Below are 18,951 nucleotides of genomic sequence, written 5' to 3'. Positions count from 1 at the left end.
TCGAGTTGTTCTCGGACCCCCTCTCATAACAACTCACCGCAGATTTCTTCCTTTGAATTGTTATGAGACCCTTGATAACGGCAACTCACACAGGCTATACATCTCGCTCACTACCCATTCAACCGCCACACCCCATAATAAAGCCCCATCGCATAAGCAACCCAGGCCACATAAGGCATCATCAGTCCGCCTGCGATTTTGTCCTTTTGATAATATTGATAGGTGGTTATTGTAATCATACTAAGAAGCAATGCGATTTCTGCAAAGGCGGCCCCTCGCAATCCCCATCTGAAAAATAAAAACGACCAGAGGAAATTCAATCCAAGCTGGATATCATAGAGAGCATTCGCTGTGGAGGTTGGTTTCTTTTTCATGGAAATCCGGTAATTCGCTAAGCCCATCGTTGCATAAAGACCTGTCCACACGACTGGAAACACCCAGGAGGGCGGAGCATAAGCAGGTTTCTTAAGCCTGCTATAAATCTCCTTCGCATTTTTCGTGGCAACCACGCCGGTCACCATCCCGCCAACAACCGGTATCAAAATCTCCTTGAGCAATTTACCTTTTTCGATCTTGCCGTCCACTGCTAATATGTTCATTCTCCATTCACCTGCTTTCATTGTTTCTTTTACCTTTTCCTAATTTAATGTAAGAAAAACAAAAAAAGCGCCCCCACTAGGAGGAGCGCATTTCTAAAGCCAATCAAGCTCGCGTACATCAGTACTTAATAAAACGAGGACTTTCTCTGTAACCTTCTCTGACCACCGCAGCCAAACGCCATTATAATCCTGCTTTCGAATACTTCTCTGTGGGCTAAGTCCTAACTCTCCCCATAGCCCAGCCACAATTCCATCGTTGAATCCAGCTCCGTGGTTAAGTCCTGCTTCTTAGAATAAAGTTTATTAAGTTCCTCATAATCCATCGGGTTGAGCGCCATGACCAAATCCAGCTCGAAAATTTCTTTCTCAAGACTTTCTATCTTAGTCAGCGCCTTCTCTTTCTCGGCTTCTACCTTAACGTCCACAGATTTTCGTTCCTGCTTCACTTTTACCACAACAGGCTCTTTGACCTCAACAACAGCTGCCTTCTCTTTCTCACCCTTATAAAAATCGTAATTCCCTTCATAGCTTTTAAACGAATGATTCTCAATCGCGATAACCCGTTCACCAATCTTATTGATAAAATAACGGTCATGGGAGATAAAGAATATCGTGCCCTTGAAGTCCTCGAGCGCTTCTTCAAGGGTTTCGATAGAATCAATATCAAGGTGGTTCGTCGGCTCATCGAGGATCAACAGATTGATATCCTGAAACATCAGCTTCGCAAGTTTAAGTCTGATCCTCTCTCCACCAGATAAAAACTTCACCTTTTTGAAGACACTCTTTTTATAAAACATGAATTTCGCCAGGTATTCGCGCGCCTTGCCTTCTACGATTGAGATATCTTCGCGGAAGCACTCAATCACTGTAAGCTCTTCATCCTCAAAAACAATTTTCTGCGGCAGGTAGGCTGCCATCACATTCGCACCCAGCTCCACAACACCGCAATCCGCCTGCTCCTCGCCCAACAGCAGCTTCAAGAACGTCGTCTTCCCGCTGCCGTTCGGACCGACCAGACCCACTCTTTCACCGTAATGGATCATCAAATCTGCATCGTCAAAAATGACCTTGTCATCATAGCGTTTAGACAGCCCAATCGCCTTGATCGTCTCATTCCCAGACCGCATCGCATCGTTAAAATTCAACCTCATATTCCGCCGTTCAAAAACAGGCTTATCGATGCGATCCATTTTATCAATCTTCTTCTGGATGCTTGCTGCTCTCTTGAAAAACTTGTTGTTGTCCGCACGCATCGCCCAGTCGCGCAAGCTCATGACCTGCTTCTCCATGTTGTTGAGCTTTTTCTGCTGCTCCCTGAAATGCTCATATTGGACGCGCATATTTTCTTCTTTTTGGCTGATAAAAGAGGAGTAGTTGCCCTTGTAGGAAATCGACTCCATATCCTCGATTTCCACGATTTTATTCACGACATTATCAAGGAAATACCGGTCATGCGAGACGATCAGCACGATTCCCTTGTAGCTCTTCAAAAAGCCTTCGAGCCATTCGATCGATTCCATATCAAGGTGGTTGGTCGGCTCATCAAGAAGCAGGATGTCCGGCTGGTGAATCAGAATCTTTCCCAGACCCACAGTCGTTTTTTCACCACCGCTTAATAAATCAAAATCCCTATTTAAAAAGCTCTCGCTGAATTTCAATCCCGTGCACACCTTGCTCATTTTTTCCTCTTGCTCGTAACCGCCTTTTACCTCATATAACTGGACGAGGTCACTGTACTTATTCAATGCTTTTTCCAGGGCCGCATCCGCTAATACCTGCATTTGCTCCTCTAATTCTCGTATCTGCTTTTCGATTTCATGAACCTCTTCAAACGCCAGGTTCAACACGTCGATTACTTTTAACCCTTCTGGATACGAAGGCATTTGTTCTAGATAAGCGAACGTTGCCCCGCGTGGCCTGTGAATCAAGCCTTCGTCATATCCTGGGCTAGAGGTTTGAGGGTAGCCCGGATAATAATGCATCGGTTCAATCCCCGCGATCAGCTTGAGAATCGTACTCTTTCCGCTTCCATTCGCACCAACGATCCCAATCCGATCTCCTTCAAATGCTTCAACTGTAAAATTTTCAACGACAAGCGTCGCTTCCATATATTTTTTAATTCCATGCACCTTTAATTCGAACATACAAATTCCTTCTTTCATCCATATAGTAAGCTACGCTTTTATGGACAGGACAAAGAAGAACTTCTTTTACTATTTAGTTATATATAACAAAAAAAGACCGTAAGAAGATGGTTCCTTCTTACAGTCCTTGAGTACTCAGTGAAAATATTTATTCGGGTCAGCTAAGATTCCGCGCCTAAATAAGCACAGTTTAATTCAATGCCGCCTCCAAACAATAACCTGGAGGATTCCCTATAATTATCATTCCGAGTTCAGTAAAGTAAGTTACCTTCTAATTGCCTCATTCCATAAGAGCATAACAAATAAACCTAAACAAATTAGGCGATTTTACACTCAATAGAAATCAATATTAATTTTCATAAATTAATAATTAGCAATTAGATGATGGTTCCATAAACTTACTTTCCCTCCTCAAAAATTTTCTTTATTATCTCAGGTTTGTATGTTTTTGTAAACATTTTATTGGATAAAATTACCGACAATATTTTTATCCGTTTTACTAGAACACTAAAATAGACTAGGGAACTAAATTCCCTAGTCTACTATCGCATTCAGCAACGGTAATTAGTCTTCCTCAATTTCTCCGCCTCTATGTGCGACATTTTTGCCTTTGTTGATTTCGCCGCCTTTTTGTGCCAAATCATCTCCGGCTTTTGTGTTTTCTAGTTCAGCGCCTTTTTGCGCCAAATCATCTCCGGCTTTTGTGTTTTCTAGTTCAGCGCCTTTTTGTGCTAGATCATCCCCTGCTTTAGTATTTTCTAGCTCGGCACCCCTTGATGCCTGGTCGCGGCCAGCTGCTTCGCCGCCTTTTTGTGCTGCAACTTCGCCAGCTGCAGTACTGTCATCGTTGGCATTAGCATTTGTCCAGGTGTTATAGATATTGATGTTCACATTGAAACCGTCTTTTTTGACTTCAACTTCAAATTTGTCTTTCTTCTTCTCGTGCTTCTCATGCTCCCCTGACTCATCATAGTACTTTTTCTTGTCTCCCATTTGAATCACCTCCTTTTGTTAGCATTGTATGCTAGAGTTTCAAGATGGATAAGGACAGGCATACCAAGTGGAAAGCACATTTTTAATTGGAAGGTTAATAGACTTTCCCCTATTCAGAGGCCTTACCAATAAGAGCTTCCAAATAAATGAAGTAACGGCAGGTGAACTTTAAATGCTTCATCTTTGATAAGAAAGGAATCGTACCGCGTATCAAAAGTCATTCAAAGTGAAATTGGAGCGGCAACCGTAGCAGGAAAAGTACCGAAAGTAATCTTGAAAATTTACAGGACCGCAAAATATTAATTGCCTTATTAAAATTCGAGGGACATACTTTGGTTGCCTGAGAATGTTAAATAGGAGTATCCATATGTATGTGGATGCTCCTATCTCATAGACAATACACGGAAGCGGAATTAAGTGAAGATCCTATACCCTCGCCTTTGAGAAGAATATATTGAAGCAGTAAATCAGCGTAGCCAATATGAGATTAATAAAAAAATTGATGTACAGCCCAAGGAGACAATAGAATGTTTCTTATCGTATCCGACAACCCACGAAGACATTAAACTTTTTCCTTGCAGATGATATTTACTTTTACTGGTATGAACCTTAAGAAATGATAAACTTCCCAGGAAGAAAACAAGCCCATTATGGGTTTTAAACTTGTGGAAGAATAAAAAAAGAGCAATCCTCATGACAAAGATGATGGATTGCTCTTTTTCTCTATTTAATTGGAAACCAAATTTCCGAATTCACGTCCGTACAGAAAGGCTTTTTATGTTTAATTAGCAACGGAAAATGTGGTTGATAGCATCGACTTTTCTTCTTTTTGGATTTTACCTTCAAGAACCAAAATTTCAATAAGGGTGTTAGCAGCAATGGGATCAAATTGAGTTCCGATATTCCTTGTTATTTCATTTGCAGCAGTTTCTATAGCCAATTTCTGTCTATACGATCGATTCGTTGTCATCGCATCATACGCATCAGCTACCCCTAGAATGCGAGCACCAATGGGAATGTTTGCACCGGTTAAAGCGTGAGGATAGCCTTTTCCGTCTGGTCTTTCATGATGATATAGAACCATATCCGTGATCCCAAGTTCTTGAAGGCGTTGAATATCCTTAATAATCTTATATCCTTCTTCAGGATGTTTTTTCATGATGGCATATTCTTCTTCTGTCAGTCTTCCTTCTTTCTGAAGAATGGAATCAGGCATTCCGATTTTTCCAATGTCATGAATGAGTCCGGCCAAATAAATAGAATCTATCTCCCTGTTAGAAAGTCCCATTTCTTTTGCAATCTTTTTTGCATAATTTGCTACATTGCTAGAATGGTATGCTGTATAAGGATCTTTTGCATCAATGGTTTTTGCTAAGGATAAGACAGTATTTAGCAATAAGTCTTCCTGTTCATTCTTTTCATTGTAGTTACGAGAGGAAACCCATACCACTCTCCGGACAATTACCATTAATATCGCATAAGCAGCGATTACAGATAAGTGTAATGCATCAGGTGTTCTCGTCAAAAGCAATGATCCCAGTAAAATGCCACCCAGCACAACCAGGACACTATTCCGAACGCGCATTAATGAAAGCAAGACAACAGGATATCCATATAAGCCCAACAGCAATGGTGAATCAAAAACGTAATTTACTGCAATTGCTGCTATTCCACATAACATGAATATTGTCCAAAACAAAAATCCATACTTTTTAAAGGAAACAGGGCAAAATTCATCCCCTTTTTTACAACTTTTCCATTCCTTAATCATCTATTAAGATCTCCTTTAACATTGCTCCATTTGATCGTATCTTTAATTTCTCACACTGGACCAATCATTGTCAATTAACCCGTAAGTTTCCAATAATAATAGAAATAGGCACCATAAGGAGAACATTTAATTCCCCCCTATGGTGCCTGATTGCAAAAAGATTTTGTTATGCGATCATTTAAAGAAACCCTGTCCCTGTATGCATCATGATTTTAGTCTACTAACCAATTTTTGTAATTGCTCAGCTCTGTGAGAAAGAAATTCAGCTGATGATGCTATCTCCTCAATGGAGGATAACTGTTCCTCAGATGAAGCAGCAACGTTTTGAGAAGCTGCTGACGACTCTTTTGAAATAGTTGCTAAATGATTGATTGAAGTCGCAATTTCTTCTGTTCCACCAGCTAAATTAATCGATGCACTTGATACCTCTTGAATTTGAAAGGTGACTTGCTGAACAGAGTCATAAATTCTTTTAAAAGAATTTCCAGCCTCATTAACCAAAAAGATTCCTGATTGAACCTCATTCTCACCTTGATCCATATAGTCCACAGCTTCTGAAACATTTGCTTGTATAAGTGTTACTAAGTGGGTAATCTCCGAAACAGATTGTTTAGATTCCTCAGCTAATTTTCTTACCTCTGCTGCTACAACGGCAAAACCTTTACCAACTGCTCCTGCACGAGCTGCTTCGATTGCCGCATTCAGAGCGAGTAAGTTTGTTTGCTCTGCAATGTTTGTAATGACCACTAGGAATTGACCTATGTTTTTGGAAAGTGAATCAAGTTCTTTAACCTTTGTCCCAGCCACATTTACTGTTTTCTGAATAGAGTTAATTTGTTCAATAGCCTTTATCACTGCTTTCTTCCCTTCTTCAGCAACATGGGATGCGGCAATAGAGGAATCATAAACAGTGGTCGAGGAATCTGCAATACATTGAATGCTGTTTGTCATTGCTTGTGTCGCAATAGTACTGCTTTCCGCTTTCCTAACCTGCTGCTCTGCGCCAGAAGCGATTTCTTGTATAGAAAGGGTGATTTGGTTTGTTGCATTGGCATTTTGTTCCGCACTGGCTGATAAAACCTCTGCCGAAGAAACTACCTCTAATGTAGTTGATTTAACGTTCTCAACAAGATGCTGGATGGATTCAATCATTTTATTGAATGCAGCTGCTAATTGCCCCACTTCATCTTTACTAGCAACAGAAAGACGTGCTGTTAAATCCCCTTCATTACTTGAAAGTTCTTCTAATTTATTAACAACCTCATTAATCGGTTTTGTTGTTTTTCGTGCAATCGTTATAGCAATGAAAATACCAATAATCAACGTTGCCAAGATAGCAACTAATCCGAATAATAATCGGTTTTCAATTAATTTACTATCATGTTCCCTCTTTGAGGAAATGGTTTCTAGTTGAATTTGTTTAAATTCTTCTAGATTGCTAGAAAATATTTTTCTCACTTCAGCATAATGATTATTATATATTTTCATTGTTTTTTCCTGATCTGTTTTTGCTAATTCAATCATGATGGATTCTAAATCCGTTAGCTGTTGACTGTAACTGTCTAACTCATTAAAAATTTGTATGCTACGTTCATCATTTATGAGAGGCTTAACTTCGTTAATTTTTTCTTTTATTTTTACTGCATTTTCTTCATGTCTTTGTTTTTCTTTTGAGTTATCAGGATCGATGATTAATCCTTTAATTGAATCTGTTGAAGCTAAGTCGAGAAACTGAATTTCATTAGCAAGGTTCAAATTATGGACATCATATGCCACTAAATTTTTATACGAATCTCCTACAACTTTTAAAGAATAATAGATACTGCCAAATGCAATTAGACAAATAAACAAAACTGAACCAAACCCAATTAGTAATTTACTTTTCATACTCATCATTTCTATTCCTTTGCTTATAATTTTTGAAGCTATTAAATTGTCAAAAGAAATAGAGCACCTACTGAAATTCGAGCGGTGGAAGTCAGCATCATCAGGTCTCATTATTGGTTTTATCTATTCAATTTTAACTTTATAACCCCAAAGAGAAAGCGATTACAAGAAGTACTTTTTTACTATTATCTGTATTTTTTTATTTTTTCAGATAATTATTTTGAATGAAAAATAAATGTATAAATTTGGGTGCGTTTTTTTCCAGCGATTATCTCGCAAGCCTCTACAAAAATACTTCGAGTGAGGTGCTGCTCATAATTTGAAAAAATGGGCAAGACCAAAGGAAGGAAACCAAAAAGGAGTTCAGAACGGCTAAATAAGCCATTCGAACTCCTCTGTTTCACATAAAAAAATTAAATCACAATGAAAGGAAATAGGTTGTCAAATGGACCATTATTTTCTGACCTTTTGAGACAGCCTTTAATCCAATCTTACATCAGCCACACAAAGTGTGGTATTTTGATGCAGAGAAATCCACCTTGCTTACTAACTTCACTTTTACGCTGTTTAGTACAAGTTATTGTTTGTAAACGTTATTACACCAACTCGCCTTACACATTTCTATGATTATCGATTTTTGTAAAAGTAGTACCAAACAGTGCATTCCGTACTGGGTCAGATGATAGAAAATCATGTGGGAATCCTAATTCAATTTGGCTTACTTTATCTAAACGATTTAGATGTTCAGGTGTCAGAGTGAACTCAACAGCACCAAGATTGTCTAATATTTGTGATTCTTTTCTGGCTCCGATGAGCGGAATCATAACCCCGGATTGTTGACGTACCCAATTGAGCGCGACTTGTGCGGGAGTTCTGCCGATCTCATCAGCAATGTTCACAACTTCCATGGCAATCTTACTATTAGCATCATTCAACCGTTTGCTTTCTGGCGCCAGGCGTTTAAGTTCATCCTTTGATTGTTTTAAATACTTACCTGTTAAAGCACCACCAGCAATCGGCGCCCAGGCAGTTACTCCAATATCTAAAGCTTTCGCCATTGGCAATAAATCACGTTCTGGTGCACGCTGCAGCAAATTATATTCCACTTGTAGCCCGATGAATGGTGTCCAGCCACGCAGCATGGCTAATGTATTCGCCTGTGAAATAATCCATGCTGGTGTGTCCGAGATTCCTACATATAAGACTTTGCCTGCACGAACCAAATCATCCAATGCACGCATGACTTCTTCGACAGGAGTGGTAAAGTCCCAGGCATGCAGCCATAATAAATCGATATAGTCCGTATTTAATCTCTTTAGACTTCCTTCAACAGTTTGAACAAGGTTCTTACGATGGTTCCCCCCGCCATTCGGATCGTTTGTTCGAGTCGTTAGCGAATATTTTGTAGCAATTACATATTGCTCTCGATTGCCTTGAATGAATTCACCAATAAACCTTTCACTTGTCCCATTGGTATAATTGCAGGCAGTATCGATGAAATTGCCACCAGCTTCTACGAAATGGGTAAATATTTTTTCACTTTCTTCCTTAGAGGCCCCGAAGCCCCAATCTTCTCCGAATGTCATCGTTCCCAGGGCAAGTTCCGACACTCTTAATCCACTTTTCCCAAGCAATTTATATCTCATTTTTATCTCCTTCTAATCTTAATTGTTTGTACAATCAACTATTTAATAAAACTAGTCCAAGATTCCAGGCTTTAATAGGCTCATGCTTATGTCCCATAATTTTTTTGCATCTTCCTGATTGTTGGCTTCTTTTGTTGTTTTTTCGGGTTTACAGTTATTGAAGAATTGGCCACTTACTCCTTTTACCTCTGGGGAAGCTGCAAGATATACAGGAGTTTTAGCCCCCTTTTCAGTCTTGGCAGACATTAGGCCGAAAACAGTGCGAAGGATCCATGGCAGCTGTTGCATGATGTTCGATTTAATGATTCCAGGGTGCAGGCTATTTACTGTGATTGGTCTGCCTTCCAATTTTTTAGCTAGTTCCTTAGTGAATAAAATTAAAGCAAGCTTTGTCGGTCCTACAGCTTTATAGAATGCATAATTATTTTTCACCATCAGATCATCAAAATTCATCTTAATTCCATTATGCTTTGAAGCCACGTTAATAATACGGCCCTCGCCACTTGCTTCTAATGAATCAAGCAAAAGATGAGTGAGTAAAAAATGAGAGAGATAGTTTGTTGCAAATGTAGTCTCAATGCCATCTTCCGTTTCAGACCTTGCAGGTAAGAATACAGCCGCATTGTTGATCAATACATCTAACTTGTCAAACCTTTGTTTAAACTCGTCTGCTGCCTGGCGGACCATTCGCTGAGAAGAAAGGTCCGCAACAATTACATGCACTTTATCATTTACAGATTGTTGTATAATATCTTTTACAGCTTCATTTCCTCTTTCCTTGCTGCGGCACAGGATAACGACAGTTGCTCCCTTTTTTGCTAATTCAAGAGCTGTTGCCTTGCCAATACCTGAATTCCCGCCCGTGATTAAACAAATTTTATTTTCCATGTTCATTCCTACTTTCAGAAAAAAATTTTGAAATTATCGTCTATGATTATCAATTTTTGCGTACATCTGCTGCTGTCCAGCTGACAAGAAATCATGTGGGAATCCTAAACTGACTTTGCTCATTTCATTCAGTCGGTTCATATGTTCATCACCCAGTTCAAACTCAAGACAACCTAAGTTATCTTTTAATTGCGCTTCCGTTCTAGCACCAATAATCGGGATGATCACTCCTCGCTCCTGCTGCTGCCTTACCCAGTTTAACGCTACTTGTGCAGAGCTTCGTCCTAGTTCATCGGCAATCCTATCGACTTCCCTGGCAATTTCTAGATTTCGATCGTTAAGGAATTGATTATGCATTGGATTTGGTATTTCCAATCTCTTTTGGTCGTTGTTATTTTTTGTATATTTCCCAGAAAGAAGACCTTGTCCTAATGGAGACCATACTGTAACGCCAAGGTCAGATGCCTTTGCCATAGGAAGTAATTCGCGTTCTACCGTTCTTTCAATTAAGCTGTACTGGATTTGCAAGCCAATGAACGGGGACCAGCCTCGCAGCTTTGCAATCGCATTCGCCTCTGAAACGACCCATGCTGGAGCATCCGAAATACCAACATATAATACTTTTCCTGAACGGACTAAATCATCCAGTGAACGCATAACCTCTTCTACTGGCGTCATAATATCCCAAAAATGAAGCCATAACACATCAATATAATCTGTATTCAATCGTTTTAAACTTGCCTCTACCGACTGGACAAGATTTTTACGATGTCCTCCACCCGCGTTTGGATCATTGGGATTCAGGAAGTTTAGGGAATATTTTGTTGCCAGGACCATCTCTTCTCTGATTGGTGCAATGAATTCCCCGACAAATTTTTCACTCGTTCCATTTAAATAAATATTAGCGGTATCAATAAAGTTGCCTCCAGCTTCAACATAAGCTTCAAATACTTTTCTGCTCTCCTCTTTAGAAGCCCCGTACGGTCCCCAGTCCTCACCGAATGTCATCGTTCCTAAAGCTAATTCTGAAACTCTTAATCCGCTATTTCCTAATAATTTATATCTCATCTTTTATTCCTCCAGATCTTTTTTCTGCCGATCATCTAGTCATATCTAAAACCAATTTCCCTATAACCTTTCTATTAGAGAGAAGATCATGAGCATATTGGATACTCTCTAAAGAAATTTGTTCAGCAATGATTGGTTGAATTTCTTTTGTGGCTAATAATTGGACGAGTTCATTTAAATCTTCCTTAAACCAATCGGGATGTTTTTTCTTATAAAAATCAATTCCGTAGAACGACACGGTTCGCTTATTCCAAGGGATCAGATTTTTCATTAATGTAAACCCAATTCCCATATTTGTCCGTACATTCTGTAAAAATCCGCCTGGTTTCCCGTTCGTCATTTTCGCTAAATCACCAAATAGGACAAGCCTTCCATTCTCTTTAAGCAAAGAAGAAGAACGTGTCGCAATGGATCCTCCAAAACAATCAAAAACCATATCAAGTCCCTTGCTTGAATGTCTATTAATGGTTTCTGCAAAATCTTCCTTTACATAATCAATGGGAAATGCCCCATAGCTTTTTAGGAAGCCCTGTTTATGAGTACTTGCCGTTGCATACATTTCGAGACCCGCATACCTTCCCAGATCCAAGAGAGCAGAGCCAACTCCTCCTGCCCCTCCATGCACAAGGATTCTCTCGCCTTTTTTAGCACGAGCAACCCTCTTTAGCATTTGGTAAGCCGTTACATAGTTCAAGACAAGTGCGACTGCCTGGGCTGGATCTAAATCAAAGTCTTCTGAGATCATCGTTAATTCCTCTAAAGGAAGATTAATATATTTTGAATATCCTCCGGTACCAGTTAGAGCGATAACTCTTTTCCCTTTATATTTTTCATCAACATTTGAACCTGTCTCTTCAATGATCCCGAAGATATCATATCCAGGTGTATAAGGCAGCTTTGGGATAGGTAACGCTGGGTTCTTAAAAACGCCTTCCTGCTGCATGACCTCATTATAGGAGACCCCTGCCGTTATTACTTTCACTCTTACTTCCCCTTCTTTTGGAAGAGGCAACTCGTCTTCAATGATTTGTAATCCTTCCACACCACCGTAATGTTGGATCACTATCCGTTTATTTTTCATTCATTTCTCCCTTTAGCCCATAAAATTTGTTACTCATATCAAGTTGGCAAATTCATTCAGCCTCTTTGACATCTGATGTATTTCTTCCACCGAATCATGAATTTGTTCAATGTTTTCTTTTTGAATTTCTCCTACATTAGAGATTTTTTGTACCATCTTGATCATACTTTCCATGGATTCTCTAATATTCTCAAGGGTTTCTTGAATGGTTTCTGTTGAGGACCGTGTATGCTGAGATAACTTCCGGATTTCATTGGCAACCACCGTAAACCCTCTCCCATATTCATTTGCCCTTGCTGCTTCAATAGCTGCATTGAGTCCGAGAAGATTCGTTTGGTCTGCTACTTGTTTAATAAAGGCTAAGACCTCTTTTGTTTTTTCCACCTGTCTGTTTGCTTCCTCAGAGACTTGTAAAAGATCACGAGTATGTGAGAAAAGTGATACAGCACCACCTGACACATTTCTAACATTTTCATTAACCGTATCCAAAGAGGTGATCATTTCATTAGAAATTTTTAATAATTCTTCTTCGTTTTGGTGCATAATACCAAGTGACATGACCCCAATTACCTGTCCACTCTCATCTTTTAAAGGAAGTAGTTTTGCTGTGAACTCAATACCATGCAAGCTTGCAGGTACGACCGTCCTGATCTCTTCCCCTTTTTTTAAAACGGTATCAGCTGGTGTGCCAGGCTTAATTTCCATACCTGGCGCAAGCCTAAGGTTTATTTTTGCACCTGGGAAATAAGCAATGATTTTCTCTTGATCCCCAATAGCAATTGAGGTGTCAGCTGGTATCGCAGACTGGAATAATGGAGCTGCCTTAATTAGGGATTCAAGAATAGGATGATGCTGTGACAATGATACCCCTCGTTTCGTAATTAAATAGAAGATAAAAATCACCAGTTAATTTGAAGTCCGTTTCTAAAGAACTCACCGTTTGGTCCGTCTTGCTCAAGTTCTGCAAGCCACAAAATGGATTTTGCTGCCTCCTCTACACTTCGTGGAGCATGTGGACCACCCATATCAGTCCTTACCCACCCAGGACATACGGCATTGATCTTGATATTTCCAGAGACTTCTGCAGCCAAAAGACGTGTAAGGCCGTTTAATGCAAGCTTCGATAATTTATATGAACCTGGACCTGTTTGGTCCATTCCATCCATCTGTCCATAACCAGATGAAATATTGATAATCCTTCCATAATTATGTTCCCTCATTAATGAGAGAAAAGATCGGATAAGATGATAAGGCCCTAACAGATTCGTCCTTAATGTTTTTTCTAAAATAGCCGGATCTTCTTCTGTCATCTTTAGTTCCTCATCTAAATAGACACCTGCATTATTTATGAGCACATCTAAGCGGCCATATGTTTGTTGAACGTACTCCACAGCCTTTTGAATGCTTTTTGGATCATCCACATCCAGCTCAAAAACTGAAACGTCATATCCAAGATTCTTTAACGATGAAGCAGCCTCTTGTCCTTTATCTGCGTTTCTGCTGCCCAAAATAACCTGATAATCTTTCTCGGCTAATTGCTTGCCTAATTCATAACCAATCCCTCTGTTCCCTCCAGAAATGAGTGCAATTTTCTTATTTTGTATCACTTGAACCATATCCTTTTTAGTTGTTTGCACATACAATTAAATGATTAAAAATTTTTAACCCTGCAGCTTATATTTATTACTTTTATCTCTATAAGAGTCATCTGCAGCTGTAGGTCTTATGTTTTCAAAAATACCAAAGGAATTGCCGCTTGTGTCCTTAAATATGTAACAAGGTCCGTTCGGTATTTCAATCGGTCCTTTTTCTTCCTGCCAGCCCCTATTTTTTAGTTCCTTTACCTTTGCGCTCAAATCATTAATTTCAAAAATAGGCATACAGGATGGTGCATTTAAATGATCGGCAATTAATAGCAGCGGACCTTCCCCTAATTCGAACGCTGCAACCTTTGCTCCAAATTGTTCGAATGCCCAATGTAATTTTCCTCCAAGCACTGATTGATAGTAGCGAAAATCAGATTCAAAATCTGAAGTCCCCATATACAGATACATTAACTTTTTAAAAGGAGTATTGCTTATTCTGAACACACCCTTTCTTAACGTTTTTGTTGGTGAAGTAATTGTATCAAGTTTTTGTTGTTTGTACATACAAACATATTAAGTTACTTTTTTTGAAATATCAATCTTTTTATCCAACTATTTTTCCCTTCATTAAATGACAAATTTTTGATAAGGTAATATAAGAAATCCGAAAAAATTTTCCCCTTCTGCCATTTGACAATCAATATTGATTAATGTAATTTGTATGTACAAGCAAAAAGGAGTTTTTTATTATGGTCGACGATTTTTTCAATAACTGCCTGTATTTTACAGTGAATAAGCTTTCACGTGCTATTACCAAGATGGCAGAAGATTCTTTTAAAAAAACAGGCCTATCGCCCACTCATGCTTTTTTGATGATGCTGGTTATCGATAAGCCAGGCATTTCCCAGTCCGAGTTAGCTGAAGCTCTTCATTTAAAACCTTCAACGATCACTCGATTTGTCGATAAGCTGGTCGAAAAAGATTTGATTGAACGAAAGTCAGAAGGTAAAAGATCTTTAAATTTTCCGACTGAAAATGGCGAAGCAATCCTTAAAGATATTAAAGAAGGCTGGAAAATTCTATTCCGCTCTTACTCTGATATTTTAGGAGAAGATGAAGGCAAAGCATTAAACAAATTAGTCAACGAAGCAGGCAACAAATTAGAGAAGTAATAAAAAAAGATCCTTTGATGAATACTAATTAGGTATTTAGCAAAGCGATCCTCCCTTTTCATTTGCTTGTACAACTAACTAAAAATAAGGAGCTATTCCCATGAAGACTCTTGTCATTATTACACACCCTAACTTAGAGCAATCCCGCATCAATCGTACATGGATGGAGGAATTGAAAAAGCACGAAGAAATTACTGTCCATACCCTGTATGAGGCTTATCCGGACGGAAAAATAAATGTTGAGCACGAACAAAGCTTATTAGCATCTCATGACCGTATTATTCTTCAATTCCCATTCTACTGGTACAGTACACCACCTTTGTTGAAACAATGGCAAGATGAAGTGCTTTCTTACGGCTGGGCATATGGAGAAGGCGGAGACAAGCTGCACGGCAAGGAACTAGGCCTCGCTATCTCGACCTTTGGCCCAACAGACTCTTACCAGCCGACTGGATACAATCATTTTACGATGGAGACGCTAACAACTCCTCTACAGCAAACAAGCAATCTAATTGGTACCCGTTTTATGCCATTATTTGTTTTAAATGGTGTTATGCATGTTTCTGATGAGGAACTGGCTGCTAGTGCAAAAGCATATGTAGATTACGTTCTTCAGCCCTCAATGATTGAAGCTTAATTTTTAAAACCGCATTGAAATAAATAATTTAAAGTAGATTATTAAAGCAGCTTGGATGTTTCCAGGCTGCTTTTTGAATGCGAAATGTCGAAGCCTCCTGCATCCGTAAATGTTTTCAATTTAATCAAACGTTTGATTAATTTCCTGCCATCTCCAACGTGTATACATTAATAGAGAAAAAGGAACAGTGAAAATGGTTCAAACAATATAAAATTTTAAGAATAATATTCCATTTTCCCCCGTAGAGTGATATAGTCTTTATGCTATATAGGCAATTTTCCCTATCAAGAGGTGGTTTTAATGAGTTTTATTACGAAGTGGGCATTCCGTAATAAGGCAGCAGTGATGTTAGTGACAACATTGACCCTGCTCCTTGGCCTGGTAAGTTATTTTACATTGCCAATGGAATTCCTTCCCGCTGCAGATGAACCGCGGGTAATGGTCGTCGTCATGGGGCAAGGAACTGATTCCGAAACAATGGAATCGCAGGTTACAACACCAATCGAATCGGCTATTTCAGGTGTGAAGGGAAAAAGCAATATTTTTTCCACTACCGGAGATGGGTACACGAAAATTGATGTAACCTTTGAATCAGGCACAAATATGAAGGAAGCAAAGCAGCAAGTGCAGGATTTATTAAGTACAATCCAGCTCCCTGCCAATGTTTCAAAACCAAACGTGGTCCAGCTTAATACCTCCATGATTCCCATCGCAGATATCGCAATCACGTTCGAGGGCGGCCCAACAGCCGATAATCTCGAATTCGCATCCAAGAATATTCTCCCCCGCTTTAAGGATATAGATGGAGTAGGCAACATCCAAACCTTCGGCAAAGACAATTCCTATGTTTCGATTAAAGTAGATAATAGCCTCCTTGCCCAAAAGCAGGTTCCCCTGCAAGCAGTAATGGGCGTACTCCAGGGCAAGAATTTATCTGCTGCCATCAGTGAAAAAACAATAGACGGCAAAGCAAGCAATATTAAGGTTTCCGGTTCCATTGATGGAATTTCAGACCTCGAACAGCTGCCTGTAGCTCCTGGTGTACTTTTAAAGGATGTCGCCAACATCGAAACGAAAAAAGCAGAAGGCGTCATGATGCGCGTAAATGGCGAAGAGGGCATCCTTCTGATCGTCACGAAGGAAAGCAGTGCAAATGCCGTATCCGTGACGAAAGAACTTAGGGAAACAGCAAAAGAAGTCAATAAAAAGTATCCTGAAGCGAAGGCAGAAGTGGTCATTGCCACTGCCGATATGGTGAAGTCATCCGTCAGCTCCATGATGAAAGAAGTCCTTCTTGGCGCTCTGTTTGCTACGATTGTCATTATGGTCTTTTTAAGGAGTATCCGTTCGACCTTTATTACCATCATTTCGATCCCGCTATCGCTGGCACTGACTTTATTCCTTTTAGCCCGTTCGGGAGTCACTTTGAATATCCTGACACTGGGCGGAGTAGCAGTTGCCGTCGGACGATTGGTCGATGATAGTATCGTTGTCATCGAGAATATTTTCAGGAAGCTGCAAAAAGAAAAGTTCTCGGTGGAATTGATTCTTACTGCGACAAAAGAGGTTGGCCCAGCCATTACCGCCTCCACTCTTACAACCCTTGCCGTATTTTTACCGATCGGGCTTGTCAGCGGCGGACTGCAGGATTTCCTTCTGCCGTTTGCATTGACCCTTACGTATTCCCTGCTCACTTCTCTTTTGGTGGCTCTGACAGTCGTGCCACTGATGAGCGCAGGCCTTTTGAAAAACGCAAAACTGCATGAGCATAACCCATCAAAGAGATTCACCGGTTTTATTAAATGGTCGCTCAACCATAAATGGGTTGTTCTCCTGCTTTCCTTTCTTTTATTTGTGGGGTCAATTGGAACCTATGTGGTCATGCCTAAAGGCGCGGTGGACAATTCAACAAAGGATCTTGTATCCGTCAACTTGAACTATCCAAATGACACCCCTTTGAAAGAAGTAAAAGAAAATACGCTTAAAATGGAAGAGTATATTTTGGGGCTGAGCGAGGTAAAGGACGTTTTTACACAGCTTGGCAATTCCGAGGAACAGGCAAAGTTCGGTGAAGTCCGTTCACCTACGACTGGCTCTTTCATGGTCATTCCAAAGAACAAAGAAGATATGGATATAATCGTCAAAAAAATTGAAACACAAAAAGAGAACTACCCTGATTCAGGCTTCTCTGTCGTAGCCGCATCTCTAATTGGCGGCGGCGGTACAGAAGTGACGATCGATGTCGTTGGCGAGAAGATAGAAGATATCGAAAATGCAGCGGCAAAAATTAAAGAAGAAATCCAGGACATTAAACATGTCGAAAAAGTTTCAACCAATCAGGAAGCCAAGAAAACGGTCTATACGTTAAAAGTGGACCCTGCCAAAGCAAATGCCGGAGAACTAGCCGGGCAGCTGGCTGGCATGCTGAACCGGACCCCAGCAGGCACGATCACTCTTGATGAAAAAGAAACAGCCGTTTTCCTCGAGCCTTTAGTGAATCCAGCATCACCTGAGGATTTAAAGAATATCCCTGTCATGACTGCCGCTGGACCAGCGCTGGCCTCAGACCTTGCCACCCTTGAAAAAAGCGAGGAGGCTACAAGCAGATTCCATAAAGACGGTGACACTTATATCCGCGTAACCGCGACAGTGAATCCGAGAAATCTGTCTGAAGTGGCAGCAGCCATCAACAAAGCCGTGATAGGGACACCACAAGACAAGGGTCTTGAATTTGCTGATGGAGTTGAAGCCTTTGTAGGTGGTGCCAATGCACAGCAAATGGATGATTTCACTGATTTGTATATCACTATGGCTGTTTCCATCGGGCTTGTTTTCTTAATTATGGTGATCACATTCAAATCAATGCGCGCACCGATCGCCATACTTTTCTCGTTGCCGCTCGCAGCCATCGGAGCAATCCTTGGCTTATTGATCAGCAGGATTCCTGTTGACATCACAGCACTGCTTGGAGCATTAATGCTCATCGGTATCGTTGTCACGAACGCCATCGTCCTTCTTGACAGAGTGAAACAAAACGAAGAAAAAATGATCATGCGCGATGCACTTGTCGAAGCAGCAGCAACAAGGATGCGGCCAATTCTAATGACCGCTGTAGCAACGATTTCTGCGATGGTGCCGCTGCTTTATAAGAAAGCAGAGACAGGCAATCTTGTCTCTCAAAGCCTTGCAGTGGTGGTCATCGGCGGGCTTGCTGTAGCCACGGTACTTACGCTTGTTGTCATACCGGTTATTTATGAGTTGCTGCATTTTAGAAAATCTAAAAAGCAGCGGATTGCACAGAACAATTCAAATACTGTTTCTATGTAAGAAATTGAAATGGTAGAATGTACGCTTCCAGTTGAAAATCTATCTTTCGCAAGTCTTGGCAGCTAAAGAATCTGGCAAAAAACAGCCTTATCCAATAATGGATAAGGTTGTTTTTCATTATAAAAATAGACTATGACCTGTTTAACTTCCTC

Annotated in this window: 14 protein-coding genes and 1 pseudogene; 3 read left to right on the top strand and 12 right to left on the bottom strand. The window is 40.1% G+C overall.

Features of this window, described 5'->3' with window-relative positions; genetic code table 11:
• Positions 1-110: 110 nt before the first annotated feature.
• From V7654_RS05210 to V7654_RS05155, 12 genes and pseudogenes are all read right to left on the bottom strand, one after another.
• Positions 111-599, bottom strand: coding sequence for a TspO/MBR family protein (locus tag V7654_RS05210; protein ID WP_335429053.1), 489 nt, complete (start codon positions 597-599; stop codon positions 111-113).
• 221 nt (positions 600-820) lie between these two features.
• Complete coding sequence (abc-f, locus tag V7654_RS05205) at positions 821-2,743, bottom strand: ribosomal protection-like ABC-F family protein (RefSeq protein WP_335429050.1); 1,923 nt, start codon at positions 2,741-2,743, stop codon at positions 821-823.
• 564 nt (positions 2,744-3,307) lie between these two features.
• A complete protein-coding gene (locus V7654_RS05200; RefSeq protein ID WP_335429048.1) occupies positions 3,308-3,736 on the bottom strand; it encodes a hypothetical protein in 429 nt (142 codons plus the stop codon).
• A 781-nt stretch (positions 3,737-4,517) separates the two neighbouring features.
• Positions 4,518-5,507 (bottom strand): HD-GYP domain-containing protein, encoded by a 990-nt coding sequence (locus tag V7654_RS05195; protein ID WP_335429047.1) that lies wholly within the window; start codon positions 5,505-5,507, stop codon positions 4,518-4,520.
• 204 nt (positions 5,508-5,711) lie between these two features.
• Positions 5,712-7,394 carry a methyl-accepting chemotaxis protein gene (locus tag V7654_RS05190; protein WP_438825263.1) on the bottom strand — a complete coding sequence of 561 codons (1,683 nt, stop codon included), beginning with the start codon at positions 7,392-7,394 and terminating at the stop codon, positions 5,712-5,714.
• Between the two features lie 611 nt (positions 7,395-8,005).
• Positions 8,006-9,040, bottom strand: coding sequence for an aldo/keto reductase (locus tag V7654_RS05185; RefSeq protein ID WP_335429044.1), 1,035 nt, complete (start codon positions 9,038-9,040; stop codon positions 8,006-8,008).
• Positions 9,041-9,091: 51 nt separating this feature from the next.
• A complete protein-coding gene (locus tag V7654_RS05180; protein WP_335429043.1) occupies positions 9,092-9,928 on the bottom strand; it encodes an SDR family oxidoreductase in 837 nt (278 codons plus the stop codon).
• A gap of 33 nt (positions 9,929-9,961) precedes the next feature.
• Complete coding sequence (locus V7654_RS05175; RefSeq protein WP_335429042.1) at positions 9,962-10,996, bottom strand: aldo/keto reductase; 1,035 nt, start codon at positions 10,994-10,996, stop codon at positions 9,962-9,964.
• 31 nt (positions 10,997-11,027) lie between these two features.
• Positions 11,028-12,077: a medium chain dehydrogenase/reductase family protein gene (locus tag V7654_RS05170; protein WP_335429040.1), complete on the bottom strand. Its 1,050-nt coding sequence runs from the start codon at positions 12,075-12,077 to the stop codon at positions 11,028-11,030.
• A gap of 33 nt (positions 12,078-12,110) precedes the next feature.
• Positions 12,111-12,434: pseudogene (locus V7654_RS23890) on the bottom strand (methyl-accepting chemotaxis protein); the annotation flags it as partial.
• Between the two features lie 542 nt (positions 12,435-12,976).
• Positions 12,977-13,714, bottom strand: coding sequence for an SDR family oxidoreductase (locus tag V7654_RS05160; RefSeq protein ID WP_335429037.1), 738 nt, complete (start codon positions 13,712-13,714; stop codon positions 12,977-12,979).
• 24 nt (positions 13,715-13,738) lie between these two features.
• Entirely contained in the window at positions 13,739-14,227 is a 489-nt protein-coding gene (locus V7654_RS05155) for a VOC family protein (protein ID WP_335429036.1), read from the bottom strand.
• 185 nt (positions 14,228-14,412) lie between these two features.
• Between V7654_RS05155 and V7654_RS05150 the strand changes: the two genes are divergently transcribed.
• From V7654_RS05150 to V7654_RS05140, 3 genes are all read left to right on the top strand, one after another.
• A complete protein-coding gene (locus V7654_RS05150) occupies positions 14,413-14,835 on the top strand; it encodes a MarR family winged helix-turn-helix transcriptional regulator (RefSeq protein WP_335429033.1) in 423 nt (140 codons plus the stop codon).
• A gap of 100 nt (positions 14,836-14,935) precedes the next feature.
• The gene (locus V7654_RS05145) at positions 14,936-15,472 is read left to right on the top strand and encodes an NAD(P)H-dependent oxidoreductase (RefSeq protein WP_335429031.1); all 537 of its coding nucleotides are present in this window, start codon (positions 14,936-14,938) and stop codon (positions 15,470-15,472) included.
• A gap of 300 nt (positions 15,473-15,772) precedes the next feature.
• Positions 15,773-18,799: an efflux RND transporter permease subunit gene (locus tag V7654_RS05140; protein ID WP_335429029.1), complete on the top strand. Its 3,027-nt coding sequence runs from the start codon at positions 15,773-15,775 to the stop codon at positions 18,797-18,799.
• Positions 18,800-18,951 lie beyond the last annotated feature (152 nt).

Origin of the sequence: Bacillus sp. JJ1609, assembly GCF_036967045.1 — a bacterium.
Lineage (GTDB): Bacteria > Bacillota > Bacilli > Bacillales > Cytobacillaceae > Mesobacillus.
This window is presented reverse-complemented; position numbering and strand designations above follow the sequence as displayed.

Bases quoted from the DNA above. Each gene is read 5' to 3' on its own strand.
- V7654_RS05185 (WP_335429044.1), bottom strand. From the start codon at position 9,040: ATGAGATATAAATTGCTTGGGAAAAGTGGATTAAGAGTGTCGGAACTT.
- V7654_RS05200 (WP_335429048.1), bottom strand. From the start codon at position 3,736: ATGGGAGACAAGAAAAAGTACTATGATGAGTCAGGGGAGCATGAGAAG.
- V7654_RS05190 (WP_438825263.1), bottom strand. From the start codon at position 7,394: ATGAAAAGTAAATTACTAATTGGGTTTGGTTCAGTTTTGTTTATTTGT.
- V7654_RS05170 (WP_335429040.1), bottom strand. From the start codon at position 12,077: ATGAAAAATAAACGGATAGTGATCCAACATTACGGTGGTGTGGAAGGA.
- abc-f (WP_335429050.1), bottom strand. From the start codon at position 2,743: ATGTTCGAATTAAAGGTGCATGGAATTAAAAAATATATGGAAGCGACG.
- V7654_RS05145 (WP_335429031.1), top strand. From the start codon at position 14,936: ATGAAGACTCTTGTCATTATTACACACCCTAACTTAGAGCAATCCCGC.
- V7654_RS05175 (WP_335429042.1), bottom strand. From the start codon at position 10,996: ATGAGATATAAATTATTAGGAAATAGCGGATTAAGAGTTTCAGAATTA.
- V7654_RS05140 (WP_335429029.1), top strand. From the start codon at position 15,773: ATGAGTTTTATTACGAAGTGGGCATTCCGTAATAAGGCAGCAGTGATG.
- V7654_RS05180 (WP_335429043.1), bottom strand. From the start codon at position 9,928: ATGGAAAATAAAATTTGTTTAATCACGGGCGGGAATTCAGGTATTGGC.
- V7654_RS05155 (WP_335429036.1), bottom strand. From the start codon at position 14,227: ATGTACAAACAACAAAAACTTGATACAATTACTTCACCAACAAAAACG.
- V7654_RS05150 (WP_335429033.1), top strand. From the start codon at position 14,413: ATGGTCGACGATTTTTTCAATAACTGCCTGTATTTTACAGTGAATAAG.
- V7654_RS05210 (WP_335429053.1), bottom strand. From the start codon at position 599: ATGAACATATTAGCAGTGGACGGCAAGATCGAAAAAGGTAAATTGCTC.
- V7654_RS05195 (WP_335429047.1), bottom strand. From the start codon at position 5,507: ATGATTAAGGAATGGAAAAGTTGTAAAAAAGGGGATGAATTTTGCCCT.